The organism is Streptomyces sp. NPDC020965 (assembly GCF_044333555.1).
Classification (GTDB): Bacteria; Actinomycetota; Actinomycetes; order Streptomycetales; family Streptomycetaceae; genus Streptomyces.
In genome coordinates this window covers 81,854-101,287 of record NZ_JBIRRE010000016.1, presented here as the reverse complement: position 1 = coordinate 101,287, position 19,434 = coordinate 81,854, and the positions used below count along the sequence as shown (strand labels likewise).

At 70.4% G+C, this 19,434-nt stretch carries 11 protein-coding genes and 1 riboswitch; of the genes, 5 read left to right on the top strand and 6 right to left on the bottom strand.

Annotation, left to right across the window (positions count from 1 at the left end; all coding sequences use genetic code 11):
- Position 1 precedes the first annotated feature (1 nt).
- Together ACH4S7_RS33960 and ACH4S7_RS33955 are read right to left on the bottom strand one after the other, a co-directional pair.
- Positions 2 to 1,177, bottom strand: a complete 1,176-nt coding sequence (locus ACH4S7_RS33960) for an acyl-CoA dehydrogenase family protein (RefSeq protein WP_398525241.1) — start codon at positions 1,175 to 1,177, stop codon at positions 2 to 4.
- Between the two features lie 93 nt (positions 1,178 to 1,270).
- The gene (locus tag ACH4S7_RS33955; RefSeq protein ID WP_398525240.1) at positions 1,271 to 2,014 is read right to left on the bottom strand and encodes an IclR family transcriptional regulator; all 744 of its coding nucleotides are present in this window, start codon (positions 2,012 to 2,014) and stop codon (positions 1,271 to 1,273) included.
- 105 nt (positions 2,015 to 2,119) lie between these two features.
- On the opposite strand from ACH4S7_RS33955, the gene ACH4S7_RS33950 reads away from it, so the two are divergent.
- Together ACH4S7_RS33950 and ACH4S7_RS33945 are read left to right on the top strand one after the other, a co-directional pair.
- The gene (locus ACH4S7_RS33950; RefSeq protein ID WP_398525239.1) at positions 2,120 to 3,004 is read left to right on the top strand and encodes a LysR family transcriptional regulator; all 885 of its coding nucleotides are present in this window, start codon (positions 2,120 to 2,122) and stop codon (positions 3,002 to 3,004) included.
- A gap of 119 nt (positions 3,005 to 3,123) precedes the next feature.
- The gene (locus ACH4S7_RS33945) at positions 3,124 to 4,320 is read left to right on the top strand and encodes a TetR/AcrR family transcriptional regulator (protein WP_398525238.1); all 1,197 of its coding nucleotides are present in this window, start codon (positions 3,124 to 3,126) and stop codon (positions 4,318 to 4,320) included.
- A gap of 442 nt (positions 4,321 to 4,762) precedes the next feature.
- Here the strand turns inward: ACH4S7_RS33945 and ACH4S7_RS33940 are convergent, their stop codons facing one another.
- A complete protein-coding gene (locus ACH4S7_RS33940) occupies positions 4,763 to 5,893 on the bottom strand; it encodes an agmatinase family protein (RefSeq protein WP_398525237.1) in 1,131 nt (376 codons plus the stop codon).
- 164 nt (positions 5,894 to 6,057) lie between these two features.
- Positions 6,058 to 6,124, bottom strand: a riboswitch (guanidine-III (ykkC-III) riboswitch).
- Positions 6,125 to 6,469: 345 nt separating this feature from the next.
- On the opposite strand from ACH4S7_RS33940, the gene ACH4S7_RS33935 reads away from it, so the two are divergent.
- Positions 6,470 to 6,796, top strand: a complete 327-nt coding sequence (locus ACH4S7_RS33935; RefSeq protein ID WP_398525236.1) for a plasmid stabilization protein — start codon at positions 6,470 to 6,472, stop codon at positions 6,794 to 6,796.
- A gap of 439 nt (positions 6,797 to 7,235) precedes the next feature.
- Positions 7,236 to 7,916 (top strand): response regulator, encoded by a 681-nt coding sequence (locus ACH4S7_RS33930; RefSeq protein WP_398525308.1) that lies wholly within the window; start codon positions 7,236 to 7,238, stop codon positions 7,914 to 7,916.
- Positions 7,917 to 7,928: 12 nt separating this feature from the next.
- On the opposite strand, the gene ACH4S7_RS33925 is transcribed toward ACH4S7_RS33930, so the two are convergent.
- Positions 7,929 to 9,158 carry a sensor histidine kinase gene (locus ACH4S7_RS33925; protein WP_398525235.1) on the bottom strand — a complete coding sequence of 410 codons (1,230 nt, stop codon included), beginning with the start codon at positions 9,156 to 9,158 and terminating at the stop codon, positions 7,929 to 7,931.
- Between the two features lie 417 nt (positions 9,159 to 9,575).
- Between ACH4S7_RS33925 and ACH4S7_RS33920 the strand changes: the two genes are divergently transcribed.
- Positions 9,576 to 11,801 carry an MMPL family transporter gene (locus tag ACH4S7_RS33920; RefSeq protein ID WP_398525234.1) on the top strand — a complete coding sequence of 742 codons (2,226 nt, stop codon included), beginning with the start codon at positions 9,576 to 9,578 and terminating at the stop codon, positions 11,799 to 11,801.
- A 374-nt stretch (positions 11,802 to 12,175) separates the two neighbouring features.
- Here the strand turns inward: ACH4S7_RS33920 and ACH4S7_RS33915 are convergent, their stop codons facing one another.
- Both ACH4S7_RS33915 and ACH4S7_RS33910 read right to left on the bottom strand, forming a co-directional pair.
- Entirely contained in the window at positions 12,176 to 12,727 is a 552-nt protein-coding gene (locus tag ACH4S7_RS33915; RefSeq protein ID WP_398525233.1) for a hypothetical protein, read from the bottom strand.
- Between the two features lie 62 nt (positions 12,728 to 12,789).
- Complete coding sequence (locus ACH4S7_RS33910; RefSeq protein WP_398525232.1) at positions 12,790 to 18,933, bottom strand: DNRLRE domain-containing protein; 6,144 nt, start codon at positions 18,931 to 18,933, stop codon at positions 12,790 to 12,792.
- Between the last annotated feature and the right edge of the window lie 501 nt (positions 18,934 to 19,434).

The following is a 19,434-nucleotide window of genomic DNA, read 5'->3' as shown; positions in this document are numbered from 1 at the left end:
GTCAGCGTCCCAGCAGCGTGTCGGAGATGATCTTCATCTGGATCTCCGAGGTACCCTCGAAGATCTTGGTGAGGCGGGCGTCACGCCAGTGGCGTTCGACCGCGAAGTCGGTGGTGAATCCGGCGCCACCATGGATCTGGATGCCTTCGCTGGTGACCCGCTCGGCCATCTCGCTCGCGTGCAGCTTCACCATCGACGCCGGTAGGTTGGACGGCCGGCCGGCGTCGTAGTCCGCGCAGATCTGGTGCAGCAGCGCTCGTGACGCCTCGATCCGGGTGGCCATGTCGGCGATCTTGAACCGGATGGCCTGCTTGTCCGCGATCGGCTTGCCGAACTGCACGCGCTCCTTCGCATAGGCGATCGAGTCCTCCAGCGCGGCGCGAGCCAGGCCGATGGCGCGGGCGGCCGTGTGAATGCGGGCGATGACCAGGTCGCCCATGGCGACCTCGAAACCGCGGCCCGCCACCCCGACGATCATGCCGGGCTCGACCCGCGCACGGTCGAACGACAGCTCCCAGGTCCGCCAGCCGTGGTACCCGATCTTGCGTACGGGGGTGCCGGTGACTCCCTCGGGCAGGGTGCCGCGCTCCTTCGGCATGAGGAAACACGTGATGCCGCGCGAACGCCGCGCCGGGTCGACCGGTTCGGTCCGCGCGAACACCTGGAGGTAGTCGGAGCCGTCGGCGAAGGTGCACCACATCTTCTGACCGGTGATCCGCCAGCCGCCGTCCGCTTCTCGCTCGGCGCGGCAGCGCAGGTTCGCCACGTCCGACCCGGCATCGGCCTCCGACAGGGCGAACGCACTGAGGAACTCGCCCCGCGCCATGCGCGGCAGATATGCGGCCCGCTGCTCGGCGCTGAATCCGTGCGCGAACTGCTGACCACGGGCGATCAGACTCGCCACGCTCATCCAGCCGCGCGCGAGTTCCTCCACGACGAGCGCGTACTCGCAGACGCCGAGGCCCAGGCCGCCGTACTCCTCGGGGATGAGAATGCCGAAGAATCCCAGGTCGGCCATCTTCCGGCGCAGTTCCATCGGGATCTGCCCGGCGACCGGGTCGAGTGCGTCGGCCACCGGCAGCACCTCCCTGGCGACGAACTCGCGCGCCAGGGCTTGGATCGCCAACCGGTCCTCGGTGAGGAAGACCCCCGTCGGGGCTTCGATGCGCGGGCTCATGCCTACAACTCCCTCGTGGTTTCGCGCGCCGTGCATCGGCGCACGCGTTCTGGGCGGTGGTGATCTCTCCGGTGCGGTCCGCCCGGCCCGATCTCAGTCGGCGAGCGCCGCGGACACGGCCGCGGCGGTGATCCGTACCTGTTGGGCCCACCACGGCACGCGGCCGGCGTCGAAGCGGCTGTCGGGCAGCGACAGGCCGATCCCACCGACCGGAGCGCCGCTCGGTCCGACCACCGCGGCGCCCACGGCACAGACCCCGTCCCGGTTCTGGCCGCGATTCACCGCGAAGCCCTTGGTGCGGACCTCCCTCAGCTGCGCCCTGATCAGGCGCGGCTCGGTGATGGTGTTCGCCGTCAGTTGCCGCACCGGTTGGGTGAGCACCCGCTCCGCTTCCTCGTCCGGCATCAGTGCGAGGACGGCGAGCCCGGTGGAGGTGGCGGTGATGGGGGAAGTGGCGCCCAACCGGTTGACGGTCCGTACGGGATGGCGGCAGTCGATCCGCTCGATCAGCACCATGCGGAAGGGGCTCTCCGGGACCTGGAGCGTGACCGTCTCACCCGTCAGCTCGCCCAGTTCACGCATGGGACCGAGCGCGGTCTCACGGATCCCTCGCTCCCCGGAGGCGGTCCCGGCGAGGACGAGCATCCGGGAGGTCAGCATCCAGCGGGTGTGCTCCTCGCCGGCCGCCCGGATCCACCCCGACTCGGCGAGCGCGCGCAGAACGCGCTGGACCGAGGACTTGGGCAGCTCCGAGATCCGGGCGATCTCGCCGACTCCGACGGGTTGATGTGCGGCGACCACTTCGAGAATGCGCAGACCGCGCTGGATGCCCTGCATGAGGTCCTTTCCACGACGACCCGATGGGCCGTTGACCGGCACGCTATGCCGACCAGTGGTACCGGTAAAGCCTTGAGTTTCCTGGAGATGTGATAGGCAGTACCTATGGAACGCCGCCATCTCAGCTACTTCGTCGCGGCCATCGAGGCCGGCAGCATCTCCGCGGCGGCCCGCCGACTGCACCTGAGTCAGCCCTCCGTCTCCCAGGCGATCCAGGAGCTCGAACGCGAGCTGCGCACCCCGCTGGTCGTACGGGGGCGGACCTTGACCCTCACCCCCGCGGGGCGGGCCCTGCTCGGTCCCGCCCGGCGGACGCTACGAGCCTTCGACAGCGTCCGGGCGGCGGTCGAGGGGGTGGGAATGCTGGCGACCGGGCAGCTCGATCTCGCTGTCGTCCCCGCCCTCGCGGTGGACCCGGCGGTCCGTCTCGTCACGGAGTTCCGTGCGCGCTATCCGGGCGTCCGCATCCAGGTGCGCGACGCGGCCAACGGGGTGGAGGGGTTCTCGTCGCTCAGACGGGCCGAGGCGGAACTCCTGCTCCACGACCATCCGGCTCCCTACCCCAAACACCGCGCGGTCCCGGTCGCGCTCAGCGAGCTGATGGTGGCCTTCCCGCCCGGCACGTCCCTGCCGGAGGGGCCGGTCGGCCTCTCGGAGCTGGCCCGTCACGACGTGGTCATGGGCGCCGCCGCCGAATCCGCGGTCGGTTCCTGGATCATCGTCGAACTGGCCGCTCTCCAGCTCCCGTCCCTCACGGTCGCCGTGGACACGGCCCATCGCGACGCCGTCATCCCGCTCGTGCTCGCCGGCGCAGGGGCGACGGTGCTGCCCGAGACCACCGCGCGTGCGGCGGGACTGCTCGGCGCGGTGATCCGTCCGGCCGGATTCAGCGTTCCGCGCCTGGCGTACCTGTATCACCGGATCGGTGAGCTCTCGCCGACCGCACGGGCATTCGTCGACCTCGTGGAGGAACTGGGCCCCCATAAGTAAATTCGCGCTCGCGCTCCAGGTAGGACCCTCTGCGGGACTGCTGGCGTACTGTGAGCCATAAGTGAGCTGCTCGTATCTTCAGAACCTTCAGAACCAGCAGAACAGCGGAGGCCACGTCCATGCGGACAGCAGAGCCGGGTCGGGCCACGACGCGCAGACCTCCCGACCGCAAGGCTCGGATCGTCGCCGCGGCCGGCGACCTCTTCTGTGAACGCGGCTATCACAATGTCTCCGTCGCCGATGTGGCGGCATCCGTCGGCGTCACTGCCCCCGCGCTCTACCGTCACTTCCAGGGCAAGCCCGATCTGCTGCTCCAGGTGGTCACGGGGGTGATCGAGAGGATCGCCGCCACCGCGCAGGCGGCGCCGGACCTGGACTCCTACCTCCGTACCTCGGCGACGCGGAGCGTGGACCGCCGCGGGGCCGCGATCCTGTGGCAGCGCGAGGCCCGCCATCTGCCCGAGGCCAGCCGCGAGGAACTCCGGCGCGCGCTCGGCGACATCGCCGGCCGGGTCGGCGCACTGCTCAAGGACGCCCGACCAGAGCTCTCCCCCGCGGACCGGGAGTTGACCGCCTGGTCCGTGGTGTCGGTCTTAGGCAGCATCTCGGGCCACCGGACCTCGCTCCCGCGGCGCCGTTTCGAACAACTCCTCTACGAACTGGGCAGTGTCGTCGCCCATCAGCCGCTCGGCTCGCCGGCGACCGCCGTTGACGACGAGCCCGGCCCGCCCCAGTCCTACGCCGACCTCGCCGGCTCCCGAAGGGAAGAGGTGCTCAACGCCGCGATCCGGCTCTTCGACGAGCGCGGCTTCCAGTCGGTCAGCACGGACGATATCGGGGAGGCCACCGGGACCACCGGACCCAGCATCTACAAGCATTTCCCGAGCAAGACCGACCTCCTGGTCGCCGCGGTGCTGCGCGGCGGAGAACAGCGCAGGTCAGCTACGGAACGGGCACTCACCCGAGCGAGTACCCCGCAGGAGAGCCTGTACGGGCTGCTGCGCTCCTACATCGAGTTCGCCCAGCGGCACAGCCATCTGATCGGTCTGCTGATCGGTGAGCTCGATCAACTCCCGGAGAAAGAACGCAAATCGGCCCGCCAGGTGCAGCGCGACTACCTCGCCCTGTGGGTCCGTGTCCTCGACGAGGTCGGACCCGGTCTCGACACGGCCGAGGCCAGGATCACCGTCAGCGCGGTCCTGACCGTCGTGGACAACGCGGTGCGCACCGGCAGGCTGGGGGAGCGACCGGACCTCGCGGACCGCCTCTTCGAGATCGGCACGGCACTGCTGCTCCGAAGCGGCTCAAGCTCATGACCCACCGGCCCGTCAGCACCTCCGCGTACGGGAGCCGGACGGCGGCGGAGTAGGCCGCGGAAGACGAGCGTCCCCGGGCTGTCGCGACGACGACCGGCTCTGTGTGCCGGGCCCCGGGCATCGAGGCGGAAAGGATCCCCGGTCAGAGGACGAGGCGAGGTGCGCCGGTTCCCCGACCGAGACGGCCTTCGTACCGCTCCCTTGTCGCTGTGAGGAGCACGGGATCGGACGAAGGCCGCCTGCACGGTCCGGACCGGAAAAGCCCCGACCAGGTTCGAGCCGCGTTCGACGCCGGACCATGGATGACGGGTTCAGCGTCCAAGAGCGGCACGGCACAACGGAGTTCGATCTCAACCGTGTCGGTCGACCGGCGCGGCACCGGCGTCAGGCACGGTCCGTCCGCCGGTCAGGTGCCGGCGCGGCGCTGGCGGGGTACCGCGCCTCAGGACACGGCCCTCGGGCCCCAGGCGCGCCGGTCCGTCAGGGCCGGCTTCCTGCCGAGGTGGCCTTCCCGGACCAGGACCGCGAGGGAGTCCAGGATCACGCGCGAGCTGAGCAGTGCCGTCTGTTCCGCCCAGTCGTACGGGGGAGCGCATTCGACGACTTCCAGTCCGGCGAGGCCGGGGGCCGAGATCATCCTGATGAGGTTCAGGGCTTCCCTCGGCAGCAGACCCCCTGGCTCCGGCCAGCCGGTGCCAGGCACGAAGCCCGCGTCGATGACGTCGATGTCGAAGGAGAGATACACCGCCTTGGCGCCCTTCCACGCCGTTTCCAGCGCGATTTCCGCGACCTTCTCGATACCGACCCGTTCGACGTCCCCCACCGTGATGATGGTGGTGCCCCGCTCACGTCCGACCTTGACTCCGGCTCGTGGTGACTGCCAGCCGCCGATGCCGATCTGGACCAGGTTTGTCGCCGGAGCGTTCTTGATGTTCGTCGCGTGGAACCACGGCGTGGTGTGCATGCGTTCATCCAGGTCGGTCTCCTGGGTGTCCACGTGCCGGTCGAAGTGAATGATGCCGATGTTCCCGTCGACGTACGGCGCCATTCCGCGGATCGTCGGGTAGCCGATGGAGTGGTCACCGCCCAGGATGACCGGGAAGACGCCGCGCTGGTATACATGCGCCATCGCCTGGCTGATCTGGTCGAACGACTTCTCCAGATTGCCCGGGATGGTGAACACGTCTCCGATGTCGACGATGTTCAGTTGTTCGCGCAGGTCGACACCCAGTTCAAAGCAGTAGGTGCCGAACAGGTTCGTTGACCGTCGAATTCCCTGTGGTCCGAATCGGGCGCCGGGCCGGTATGTGGCACCGGAGTCGAGAGGTGCCCCGAACACGGCGACCTCGGCGTCCTCAACCTGGTTGACGTCCTCCAGGAAGGGAGACTTGAGGAAGGTTCCCCGTTCGCCGGCGAAGTGCGGCAATTCACCGCGCGAGAAGGTGGGAATCGTCTTGTCGACGAGCGTCGGCGATCCGGGCAACCCGAAGGCGAGTCCCCGCTCGATCTCCTCGTCGTGACGGAACAGCGAAATCCGCTCTTCAGCATCCTGCGCCCACTTGCCTTCCTTCATGGCGAAGGCGTCGCTGTGTGAGTGGCTGTGCTGGTGCGCGTGTGAATGGCCGGATCCAGAAGTGGGCGAGGTTTCCTGGCCGCCATGGGGAGAGTCGCTCCCCGATGGTGCCGTGTTGTTTTCCTGCTCATGGGGCTTGGGCGTTTTCGGCATTTCAGCCTCCAACGAGGCCGTCTTTACGCGGAACCGGTACGGCCACCCTCGTCGGCGGGCGCTCTGTTAGCACCTCATCGGCACCCTAGCACCGAAGCATGAGTAGTTCAGCAGTTGCCTGTCCTCGGCACCGAAGCCGCCGCGGAACAGCTTGACCGGCACCTCACCGGCCGGCAGTTGCCGCCCAACGGGGAAATCCCCGAACATCCCGCAGACGGAAAAGGCGGCCCCCGCGCCGGGCATGCAGCACAGCAGCGGCACCCGACCGGGCGTACAGCCCCCTCCGGGGTGCGCCCCCTGTCGCGCCACCGCGGGCTCCGGTGTGAACTGGGTTCCCACCGGTTACCCGGGTGGCAGAGGTCCCGGTGCCGCGGACGGTCCGGCCGGGCCGCGGCTAGCGGTGGCGGACGAAGGAGACATGCGATGCCGGCAGGATCGAGCCCCAAGCGGGAACGCCAGTACGAGCACATCAGGGACGGCGCTCAGAAGCGCGGAGCCTCCACCGGCCGGGCGAAGGAGATCGCGGCCCGGACGGTGAACAAGGAACGCGCGCGGGCCGGGGAGTCGAAGACCGCGAGCAGGACCTCCACCCATGACCCGAAGTCCGCCTCTCAGCGTGGCGGGCAGCGCTCCCACAGCGGAGCCCAGGGCCCCACCAGGGACCAGCTCTACGCGGAGGCGAGGAAGAAGAACATCGACGGCCGCTCCACCATGAACAAGGACCAGCTCAAACGCGCACTCGGTCGATGACCACGGGTGACTCCGGCCAGGACGGAATGGCCGGTCACTGAGCCAGGATTCCCCCGCTGCGGCTGCGGCTGCGGCTGCGGCTGCGGCTGGGGGAGGGGTCTGCTTCGCCGGTTCTGCGGTGCTCCGCGCACGGTGTCGGCCCTGAGCTGACCGGGTCGGCCCTGAGCTGTCCGGGCCGGGTCCCGGCGACGCGGTGGATGGCGGTGGCTCCACCGCGGTCCACGAGGCAGTGCGGACGTTTCCATCAGGGAGACCTCTCAGGCTCAGGGCAGGCGACCTGGCCGGCCGCGCAGCCCATATCCTGAGGGGCGGCAACACGGGATATCTCCCCGCAGGGGGATGCAGGCGGGTGGGCGGTACCTCCCGCGCCCGTTCTTCTCGCTGTCTCAGGTCCAGTCCAGGTGCAAGCTGTAGGCGCCAGAATTGCGGTGAAATGAACATGCCTGCGGGCGGTACCCGGATCAGCGTTGTGATCGCCGACGATCAGGATCTGGTGCGAGCCGGATTTCGCATGATCCTGGACGCCCAGCCGGGCATCGAGGTGGTCGGCGAAGCAGCGGATGGTGTGGAGTGCGTGGAGCTGGCGCGGCGTCTCCGTCCTCATGTGGTGCTGGCCGACATTCGGATGCCGCGGCTGGACGGCTTGGCAGTGACTCGGCGGCTGGCGGGACCGGGGGTGGCCGATCCGTTGAACGTGGTGGTGATCACGACGTTCGATCAGGACGACTACGTGCGCACCGCCCTGCGCAACGGCGCATGTGGGTTCTTGTTGAAGGACGCCACACCGGCTTTGCTGGTGGAGGCGGTGCACGCGGCCGCACGGGGGGACGCGCTGGTATCGCCCGCCGTGACCGTGCGCCTGTTGAAGAGGCTGGAGCAGGCCGAGCTCGCCGCGGTGCCGGCCGACGCGGAGACGTTCGGGTTGAGCGTGCGAGAGCTGGACATCGTGCGGCTGATCGCGGTGGGCCGTACCAACCAGGAGATCTGCGACGAGCTGTTTCTGTCGTTGTCGACGGTCAAGACGTACCTGGGGCGGATCCAGACCAAGGTCGGCGCCCGCAACCGGGTGGAGATCGCGGCGTGGGCGTGGGAGCACGGGGCGGTGCACCCGGGCCGGTGAGCGTGGCCCGGGTCAGGCCGGGGGCGGCCGGCCGTGGTCGTACGGGGGGACCGGTGGGTGCAGGGGAAAGGCGGCACTCACTAGCCACCCCCCGTCGGGCGTGGGGCCGGTGCGGAGTCTTCCATCGAGGGCTTCCACTCTTTCCAGCAGGCCGACCAGGCCGAAGCCGCTCTGGCCACCGGTGGGGGACGCCGTCCGTTTGGGGGGTGGGGTGTTGGTGACGCTGATCCGGAGCCAGGTGTTGTCGGCGTCGAGGCGGACGTCGGCCTGAGCCCCGGGGGCGTGACGGCGCACATTGGTGAGTGCTTCCTGGGCCACGCGGAAGGCGGAGATCTCCACTTCCGGACTGACGTGGGCGGCGCGTGCGGCGGCGGTGGCTTCCAGCCTCACGGTGGCGCGCGGGGCGCCGGCCGCCCCGGGCTCCGCGTGGCCGGCGGTCAGTTCGGCGAGCTCACTGAGCAGATCTCCCGGGCGCACCGCGGTGTGGTTCTCCTCTCTCAGCACGCGGACCAGGCGGCGCATGGATTCCAGGGTCTCGGTGCCGGCCTGGGCGATGTTCCGCAGGATCGGTTCGACCTTGTCGGGTGCGGTGGGGTAGATGGCGGTGGCGGCATGTGCCTGGACGATGATTCCCGTCATGTGGTGGGCGATCAGGTCATGCAGGTCGCGGGCGAGCGCGAGGCGTTCCGCCTGGCGGACGTCGACGATGGCCCGTCGGCGCCGGGCTTCCATGGCGCGGAGGGCGCAGCCGAGGGTGATGACGACGGCGAGGGCCACGGTGAGGACGTAGTCACCTGCCACCAGGGCGGACGTTGAGCCGGTGCGTGCGGGGAGGACCAGGACGGTGAGGCTGAGGGCGCCGGCGGATGCGGCCGCGGTCATGGTCTGTGGGGTCTGCGCGATGGTGCGGATGACGAGGACGAGCAGTCCGGCTGTTTCCAGCGCGCCCCAGGACGAGCCGTCCTGCGGCCAGACGATGCAGAGGCCGCTCAGCGTGAGCGACATGGCGACCATCGCCCAGATGCGGTTCACCAACGGCGGCGAGAAGCGCGTGTCGCTGACGGCGACCATCGTGACCGGGCCGGTCACCAGGACGGGCAGCCAGTTCGTGGCGGGGTGCCACGGGTCCGGTGCCCTGGTCAGCAGGGCGAGGTCCGCGAACCACGTCAGAGCGAGCGCGAGCAGCGCGAAGACGGTGATGAGGCGTTTGACCACGGGAGTAAACGGAAGGTGCCAGTCCACGCTGCCAGCGTAGGTGCGCACAGAGATCGCGGTGTCGGCCGAATGGCCGACAGCCCCGCGCTGGAACGGTACCTGCGGCTGACACGACAGACTCCCTGACCAGGCCACCATGGAGATCACCGGTGACCGACCCCCCGAGGTCGGGCGCCGGATGTCCGGGCCTGTCGTACACGGTGCACAGAGCCGGACGGCGTACCACGACCGTGGGGCGGGGGCCGGTACGCCGCGTCCTCTGCGGCCCCCTGTCCCCGTCAAAGATCCGGGGACGGACGCGTCACCGCACGTGACCACGGAACCCCCGGATCGTGGACGAACCGTAGCCCCACCCACCCGATAGACGCCCCGAGCCTTCCCGGCCCACTCCTGTGCCCCGCGCGATCCCCGCCCAAGCATCTCCCGTACGGAGTCTCACCCCTCATGGCAACCTTCCTGCACCGGATCGGTCAGTTCGCTTTCCGGCGACGCTGGCTGATCGTCCTCCTGTGGGCCGTCGTTCTCGGCGCTGTCGGCGCCGCCGCGGCCACCACCACGAGCTCGGCCAGTTCGAGCTTCACCCTGCCCGGTACGGAGTCCCAGCGGGCCTTCGACCTCCTCGGCGAGAAATTCCCGGCCGCCAACGCGGAAGGCGCGACCGCCCGTGTGGTGCTGCGGGCGCCCGACGGAGAGAAGATCGGCAGCGCCGACAACAAGGCCGCGGCCGAAGCGACCCTGGCGGGCCTGAAGGACTCCTCTTCCCGCATCGGACAGGTCAGCGACCCCTTCGTCACCAAGGCGGTCAGCGCGGCCGGCACCACCGCCTACGCGCAGGTCAACTACACAGTCGCCGCCGCGGATCTGACCGACGCCGACCGTACCGGACTCGACCACGCGCTGGACGTGGGCCGCGACGACGGACTGACGGTCGAGGCATCGGGTGACGCGCTCGCCGCCCCGGAAGTGGGCCACGCCGCGGAGGCCATCGGCTTCGCCCTGGCGGCCGTCATCATGGTCATCACCTTCGGGTCCCTGATCGCCGCAGGTCTGCCTCTGCTCACCGCGATCGTTGGTGTGGGCGTCAGCACCACCGCCATTACCGGGTTGAGCGCCGCTTTCGACCTCAACAGCAATACCTCCGCGCTCGCCGCGATGCTCGGCATAGCGGTGGGGATCGACTACGCCTTGTTCATCGTCTCCCGCTACCGCTCGGAGCGGGCGGACGGGTACGACGCGAAGGAAGCCGCGGCACGGGCCAACGGCACCGCCGGCTCAGCCGTCGTGTTCGCCGGCGTAACCGTCGTCATCGCACTCGCCGGCCTGGCCGTGGTCAACCTCCCCATGCTCACCGCCATGGGCCTGGCAGCAGCCGGAGCCGTCGTCATCTCCGTGCTCGTGGCCGTCACACTGGTGCCGGCTCTGCTCGGATTCACCGGCGAGCGGGTCCTGGGCAAGGCACCGAAGACGGCCGCCCGCACGTCGACACCGGCCGTGACCACCAAGGCGACGATCGGGAGCCGCTGGGTCGCCTACGTGCTGCGCAAGCCGGTGCAGGTCCTCGTCCTCGCGGTCATCGCTCTCGGCATCGTCGCCCTGCCCGCCGCCCAGTTGAAACTCGGGCTGCCGGACGACGGCTCCAAGCCCGCCTCCTCCACGCAGCGCAAGGCGTACGACATCCTGTCCGAGTCCTTCGGCCCCGGCTTCAACGGCCCGCTGACCGTCACTGTCGACGACCCGGCCCCCGAGACGGCCCGCGCCGCTGCCACCGACATGAGCAAGGCCATCACCGTCCTCCCCGGTGTGGCGTCCGTGTCACCCGCCGCCTTCAACCAGGTCGGCGACACCGCCATCCTCACCGTGATTCCCCAGAGCGGACCCGGCAGCGACGCCACCAAGGAGCTCGTCGGCGCCATCCGCTCACTGGCCACCGAATCCGCGTCCGCCACCGGCGCCCGGTCCATGGTGACGGGCACCACCGCACTGAACATCGACATCTCCGATAAGTTCAGCGCGGCGATCATGCCGTACCTCGCCCTCGTCGTCGGCCTGGCCGTCCTGGTCCTGATTCTGGTCTTCCGCTCCATCATGGTCCCGGTCAAGGCCGCGCTCGGCTTCCTCCTCTCCGTCCTCGCCTCCCTCGGGGCCCTCGTCGCCGTCTTCCAGTGGGGCTGGCTCAAGGACCTGGTCGGCCTCGACCAGACCGGCCCGATCATGAGCCTCATGCCGATCCTCATGGTGGGCATCGTGTTCGGCCTCGCCATGGACTACCAGGTATTTCTCGTCACCCGCATGCGCGAGGCATACGTCCACGGGGCCGACGCCCGCACCGCCATCGAGTCGGGCTTCCAGCACAGCGCGAAAGTCGTTACAGCCGCGGCGCTCATCATGATCTCTGTGTTCGCCGGCTTCGTCGGAGGCGACGACGCCATGATCAAGTCCCTCGGCTTCGGTCTCGCGATCGCCGTGGCCTTCGACGCCTTCATCGTCCGTATGGCCATCGTGCCCGCCGCCCTGGCCCTCCTCGGCAAACGTGCCTGGACACTGCCCGCCTGGATCGACCGCATCCTGCCCAACGTCGACATCGAAGGCGAAAAACTCGCACGACACCAACCCGAAGAACCCCGCCAGGGCATGGAGGCAACCACACAGTCCGGCAGTCACCACCACTGACGCAGCCGTGGGCGGGGGGGGGGGGGGGGGGCCCCCCCGGCCGGGGCCCCCCCCCCCCCCCCCGACTGCTGACGCCTCCCACGCCCCCGACAACCCCGCGTTGATCCGCGCCGCCCACCGACTCACCCGGTCCGCGCGGAACATGGGCGTCACGAACCGGCGCCGGCCTGGAACGGGACTTCCAGGCCGGCGCGGGAGTCGGTGGACATCGACGGGCACCGCACCGCGCTGCCGTAGCCCTCCACCACCGGTGAGCAGACGATTCCGGCCCGGGCCCCGGGACGCGGATCGCCTGAACGACCGCTGGGCGGGGCGCGAAGCGCCCCGCCCAGCGGGTGGAAGGGTGTCCCGCGGCGGTGCCGTGGGACCGTGGGTCAGCGTGCCGAGGTGGACAGCTCCTGGCGGCGCCGGTCGATCAGTGCCCGGTACTCCCCGTACCAGGGAGCGTCGCGCGCTGTGCGGCAGACCTCCCGCGCACGCCGGTAGGCGCCCAGGGAGCGGCGCAGGACTTCTGCGACCGCCCATAGGGCCAGGACCGGCAGGGCCCAGCGGAGCCAGCCGGCGGGCACGAGGGCGACCGCCGCGGCACCCACGACCGCGATGACCGCGAAGGTGGCGCGCAGCGCGCGGACATGGGCCCGCGGGCTGGGCACGAACGCCTCGTCGTCATCGACGTCGCCGGAGCCGGAATCGCCCGCGGGCTTCTCCGGCACCGTGTAGAGCCAGGCCAGCCGACCGAGCCGGGAGGCGGCCACGACACCCCACAGCGGCATGAGCAGCACCGAGGCGTAGGCCACCGGCCGGGTCCAGGAACCGGGCAGGATCCACACCAGGACCGCACACACCACCGCGACGGAGGCGTGCAGCCACGGCATGATCACGTCCCGTGCGGCCAGTTCGCCTTCCGCGGCGGCCAGTTCCTGCATCGGGGATGGGATCGGGGCGGGGCGGGGAGGCCCCACCTCCTCGGAGGGGCCGTTGTCGCGCGTCATCGGTTGGCGTTCTCGACTCTCATCTTGGGGTAGTACCAGTTGATGCCCAGTTTTCTCTTCTTCCATATTCCCATGGTGATTCTGACGCCACGGCCCTTGGCCTTCGCCGCGATCTTGATCATGTTGCCGAGGCCCTTGGTGCTGCCCGCGAGGACCTCCATGGCCACCCGGGCGACCTTGGCGAGCCAGTGCGGGATCAGCCCCACGTAGTTGGCCAGGGCGTCGATCAGCCCGGCACCGCCGATGAGCCGCTGGCCGAGGGCCTTGGCCTGCTTGTCCTTGAGGAACCAGGACTTCTTCTTCCACCAGTCCCGGCCGCCCAGGTCGTATCCGTTGACCGGGTCGACGACATAGCCGTACCGGTTGGGCGAACCGTCGACGACGGGGTCGGTCTGGAGGAAGCGGCCGGTCGTCGGGTCGTAGACCCGCGCCCCCATCAGGGTGGCTCCGCTGAGGGTGGCGCTGGAGCGGGCGAACGCGCCCAGCCAGTCGTAGGCCGTCGTGGCGGTGGCGCCGTCCTGGGGGACGCCGTACTCGTCGTGCCGGGTGACCGTGGTCGTCCCGGCCGGGTCGAGCGGCTGCTGGACGGTGATGTTGCCGTGGATGTCGGCGAGCTGGAGGACGGTGTGCCCGGTCGCGGAGGTGAGCGCGCTCAACCGTCCGGTCAGGTCCTGCACATGACGGCTGACGCTGTCGCCGGTCCGGGTCCAGGCGGGACTGTCACCGCCGTCGCGGTAGTGGCTGACCGTGCTGCCCGTGGTCGTCCAGCTTCCATCGGCGGCCCGGGTCTGGGCACTCTGGACGGCGAGCCGTCCGGCGGCGTCCAGGTCCCAGGTGTTGCGGTCCGTGCCGAGCGTCTCGGACGCGACCAGATCGTTGGTGTGGTAGGTGAAGGCGGTGTCGCCGCGGGTGGTGGTGCGGCCGAAGGCGTCGTAGCCGTAACCGCTGTTCACCAGCCGGTCGGCGGTGTCGTAGCTGTACGCCGTGGTGGCCGTGACCGCGTCGGCGGTGGCCGGGTCGCAGTCGTCGGCGGTGGTCGTCAGCTTGGTGCGGTTGCTGCTCGCGTCGAAGGCGTAGGCACGACCGGCGCAGCCGCCGGCGGTGGTGTCGGTGGCCTGGACGAGTCGTCCGGCCCGGTCGTAGACGTAGTCGGACTGGATGGTCTCACCGGCGGTACGGGTATGGCTCGCCCGCTGGCCCCGCACGGTGTAGTCGGCGGAGTCGGCGGCGACGGTGGTGCCGTTCGCGGCCGTGTAGGTGCGGGCGGTCTCCTGGCCCGTGGTGTCGGTGGCGACGTTCAGGGTGTAGCCGCCGGGCAGCTTCTGCGTGGTGAGCGTGCCGTCCGCATCGTAGGTGCCGGTGAAGACGCCCGCGACGGAGTCGGTCAGGGTGGCGATGTTGCCCGCCGTGTCGTAGGTGTACGACACCGTTGAGGGAGCCGAATCGGTGGTCTTCACCGGCCGGTCCAGGAGGTCGTACGCCGTGCTGGCGGTGTTGCCCGCGCCGTCGGCGTAGCCGCTCTGGCGGCCCAGCGCGTCATAGGTGTGGGTGATGGTGCGCCCACCCGCGCTCTGGGTGGCGATCTCTCCGGTCGCCTGGTCGTAGGTGATCGTGGTGGCCGGCGTCGGTTCACCGGTGCCGCCGGACACCGTGGTTCCGGTCAGCCGGCCGGCGGCGTCACGGGTGCTGGTGGTGGTGCGGGTGACGCCGTTCGCGGTCTCCTGACGGGTGGCCACGCGGCCCTGGCTGTCGTAGGTGTGGACGGTGGTGACGGCCTGGTCCGGGTGGGACCCGCCGCCGGTGATGGGCGCCGCCGGAGCGGTGCGGCACAGCAGTCCGGCCCACTCGGGACGCGCGCCGCACACTCCACTGCCGTCGGCGGTGTAGTAGCTGTACGTCAGCGTCCCCGCATCGGAGCCCGATGAGCCGGGCGTGCGGGAGGAGGAGACCCGGCCGGTCGCGTCGTAGGTGGTCACCCGCTCCGCGGCGTCCCCGCCGTCGGTGGACTTCTCCTGTCCGGTGGCCCAGTCGTAGGTGGTGGTCACCGTGGTGGTGTCGGCGGCGCTGGCGTAGCCGGGGACGGCCGCGCCAGTGACGGTGGAGGTGACCAGGTCGGAGACCGCGGCGCCGGCCGGACGGTTCTCGTCGTAGCGGTACGCGGTGTGTGCTCGTGCCGCGACGACCGAACCGGGCGGCAGGGTGGACTCCCCGGTGGTCCCGGTGAGTTCCTTGGTCAGGGTCGCCTGGTGGAGCGGGCCGTACTCGTTGGTGAGCCGGCGGCCGTCCGCGGAGTACTCCCGGACGGTGGCGAGCTGGCGGGCGCGTTCGGCCGTGGACAGATCGCCCAGCCCCAGGGCGGCCAGCACGCCGTCCGCGCCGTCGGCGGTGCCCAGGGCCAGGGCCCGGTTGGCGGCGGTCAGTTCGGAGACGGTGTTGCCGTAGGCGTCGTACCCGCTCGTGGTGAGCGAGCCGCCCGGCGTGGCGATGTTGGTGTCCTTGCCGTTGGCGTTGATGTAGGTGATCGTCGCGCGCTCATAGTCGGCGGCGGTCAACTGCTCTCCGGTGGCGGACGGCGGTGTGGAGCCGGCCGGGAAGACCGCGGTGGCGTCGGTCGGCGCCTCCTCCTGTGCCCAGGTGCCCACGGCGGCCGCGTCCATCCGGTGCGGTGCCTTGGTCCCCGTCAGCGGTACGTCGTAGACGACGGAGGTGGTGGCCGGGCCGGTGGCGCCGCCGTCGGCCGACGGGCGCGTGGCGCTGAGCAGCATGCCCGCGCCCGCGGTCAGCGCGGAGCCCGCGGTGCCGTAGGCGAAGGTCCAGGGCAGCTCACCGGGCGGGGTAAGGGTCCGCACCCGGCCGCCGGCGTCATAGGTGTAGCGGGTCTTGAGCGCGGGGCTGATCCGCGGGTCCCAGACCTCGCTCAGCCGGCCGGCCTCGTCGTAGGCGTACTGGGCGATGGTCGTGGCGGTGGCGCGGGTGGCACCGGGTTCGGTGGCCCACGCCTTGATGGCCTTGACCTGGCCCGTGACATCGCCCAGGGTGCCGGCCGCTGCGGTGGTGGTGCCCGCGTAGACGAACTCCAGGCTCCGGCAGCCCCGGGTCGAGGCGTCGGCGCGGCAGGCGGCGGCGGTGGCCGCGGGTGCCGGGGAGATCACGTACTTCGGGCGGGCCAGTTCCTTGCCGCCGGCCGTGACGGTCTCCGAGACGGTGGTCACCGTCGCCTCGCCCTGCGGCTGGGCGCTGGAGGACAGCGTCCAGGTCGGCGCGGTGCCGGAGAGCTTGGTGAACACCGTGACCTGGGCGTCGGTGTCGGTCAGGGTGAAGGACGTGCCACCGATCGAGCCCGACAGGCTCAGGAACTCGGCGCCCGTCTGCGGCCGCCAGCCGCCCGCGGCGGACGCGGTGAACGCGATCGCGCTGCCGTCGCTGGAGATCACCTCGACGGAGGTGGCGGAGGTCTTGCGGATCTGGGTGTAGCTGTTGCTGTCCGCGGTCGCGGACGACTGCCAGCCGGGGCCGAAGATCTCGGCCTGACCCTCGGCGTCCTTGTCGTTGGCGCGCGACGCGTGGGTGCGCTCGACGACAGCGTCGAAGGTGGCGGCGTCGGTCGCCGACAGGGTGTGGTTACCGGTGAGCTGGTTGACGGTGCCCGGCCCGACAGAGGCCGCCGGAGCGCTGCCCGCGTCCCGGTCGAGGGTGACCTCCACGGTCTGGGAGTGCCCGCTGGTGGCCGCGTCCGTGAACAGGGCCCGCAGCTCGATCACGCCGTCCTCGGCGAGGGTGCTGACGGTGTTCCAGACCAGCGGCGTGGCGGTACCGCCGGTCACGGGCACCGGCCAGGAGGCGACGGCGCCGCCCGCAGCGGTGACGTGGCCGGCCGGGACGGTGCGCCAGGTGTCGGTGTCACCGCGCCGGTACTGCCAGGTCACTCCGGTGTAGCTGGTCTTGCCGGTCGCCGCGAGGGTGAGGCGCCGGGCGGTGGTGTCTCCGCCGCGCGGGGAGAGGACCGCCGCGCCGTCCGTGCCGACACCGAAGGAGTAGGCGGTGTGCGTGGGGGAGAGGTTGCCGCCGGAGTCCACGGTGCGCACATACAGGGTGTGCCAGCCGTCCGCCGGGGCGATGCTGATGGGCAGTGCGTCGCCGCCGCTGCCGTTGGTGGTGTCCAGCTTCCGCTGCGGCATCGACACGTCGTCCAGGCCCCAGTGGTAGCCCGCGCCGTCACCGGAGTCGGTGTCCAGGGTGCAGGTCACCGGCCCGCCCGCCTTCGGCGTCCAGCCGTCCCGCGCGTAGGTGTCGCAGGTGACGGCCGGGGCGTTCGGCTTGACGGTGTTGAGGACGAAGGTGGTCCAGCCGGTCCAGGGCCCGTAGTCGGTGCCGTCGTGCGCCCGGACCCGGTAGCGCAGGTGCGCGCCCGCCGGTATGGCCGAGGTTTGCGGGATCGCGTACGTCCCCGTCGCCCCTGAGGCCACCGCGGCGCTGCTGCCGGTGTGGGTGTACGTGGTGTCCGCGTACGCCGGATCGGGCGCGATCTCGAAGTGGGCGCGGGTCTTGGCGCCGTCCGGGTCGCTCACCTTGGCCGACAGCGTCGGTGTCAGCGAGGTCACGTACCGGTTGCCGTTGTAGGTGTTCACCTGCGACGGGGAGATCGCCGTACCGGTCGGCAGAGCGGGATAGGAGTTGTACGTCACCGTCAGGTGCGGCTCCTGCGAGCCGTCGCCCGAGACGTAGTTTGCCGAGCGGAAGCGCCGCCAGGTGGTCGAGTCAGTCTCCGACGCGCCCGCGACCCGCAGGCCGTGGTTGGGCTGGCCGTCGGCCCACGCCTGCACGATCGCGTCGACATCGAAGTCGATCGTGCCCGCCGGGCAACTGGCGTTGTAGCCCTTGGCGGCCGTGCTGGTGACGGCGCCCGCGGTGGTCGTGGCGGGCTGCGCCGCCCAGGTGATGTTGGAGGAGTTCCACGCCCCCGTCACCCGGCGGACCTGGGTGCCCGCCCCGGTGGCGCAGGTGGAGGAGTAGTAGGAGTACAGCGCCAGATTGGTGTCGGTGATGCGCTTGCCCTTGAAGCGCGCCACGTCGAAATGCAGGTAGGAGCGGGCCTTGGTCGTTCCCGCGTCGTAGGTGCCCGACTTCAGTTCGGCGGACGAGACCTGGGAGTCGTTGTAGTTGGTGGCCACCCAGGTGTCGGTGGTGGCCGCGAGAGTGGAGGTGGGGTCGACGGTGACCGGGTAGGTCAGGTCCCGGTCGAAGTAGGCCGCGTCGGGGGTCAGGACCAGGGTCTGTGTCCCGTCGGCCGCGGTCTCGATCTGGGTGTCCACCGGTGCCTGGTGCCGGGACTCGCCCGAAGCGGGGTCCTTGGAGGAGTCCCACATCATCGGCGCCGGCGCCTCGGCGACCAGCCGGCCGGTGCTGTCCTTGAGCAGCAGCCGGCCGGTGTCCGCCTCCGAAAGCTTCAGCCCGTTCAGCTTCACGGGTATTCGGTACGACGGGGGGCTCACCGGGGCCTTGGCCAGCAGCACGTTCTGGGAGAAGCCCTGTGCCAGGGCGGTCACCGTCAGCCGCTGGCCGGCGCCGAGGTCGTAGGAGGCTGTGTCGCCGGTGACCTTGGGGGTGGGCAGGGTGGTGTTCCAGCCCATCGCGAAGGACTTGCCGTCCTGGGCGACCGATGCCAGCGCGCGGTCCCCGCCATCGGAGACCGTGATGTCCGCGGCAGCCACCTTCGGTTCCAGCGAGGCACCCGTGTCAGAGAGCGCGGTGTCCACATCACGCCACACCCCGCCGACCTTCTGACGGATCGGTCCGGCGTACGCCGAGGTCTGGAGCTCGCCCGACGGCAGGGCCCAGGTCGTGGAGTCCTCGGTGCGCTCGGGCAGTACTTCGATTCTGCGCTGATGCAGACGCGCCATCAGCTGCGCCGCCGCCACGGAACCTGCCGTGGAGACAGCCGCCTTCGCCGCGGGGGCCGCGGGCGCGGTCACCGCCGTGCCGGGGCCGGCGGCGAAGGCCGTCCCGCTGGCGAACGACACCAGGGCCGCTTCGGCCGCGAGGACCGCCGCGACGGCCAGCGCCGTCTGTCTGAGCGGGCGGCGCGATGTTCTCGCCCCGTCCTGGGAACGGGTGACGACCCGTCTCCCCGTGCGTCTCATACGTACTCCTGCGATCAAGCGGTGACGCACAGCGCGCCACCAGAGCAAGATCCAAGAGCAAGATCATTCAAATGACCATGCCCCTCATAGGCGGCAACTCGCTTAAACGCGCATAAGAGATGGGCGAGAATCAGCCATCGCCGTCCAAAAATCAAGGAAGATGCATGCCGCAACCATGGACTTTCCTATCGAATACGTACCGCTCGGACGGCGCGATGACCCCCGGTGACTGCGGGTTGCATGTCCGGAGGATCGTGATTCAAGCGTTATCGGCGTACATCGGACGCCCTGCGCCGGTGACGGCCCACGCCCCGCGCCGGGGGCGGCCCGGGCTCCGGCACCCGGCCAGCGCACACTCGCCACAACAGCCGGTCCTTCCGCTGCCCGGTGATGGGGCTTCTGTTGCGGGGGAGGGCGATACTGATCGTGACACCCGCTCCGCAGCCGCGCAGGCCCCAGGGTGTGGGCCGGGCGGCGAGGAAGCGCCTTTGCCGATGTCTA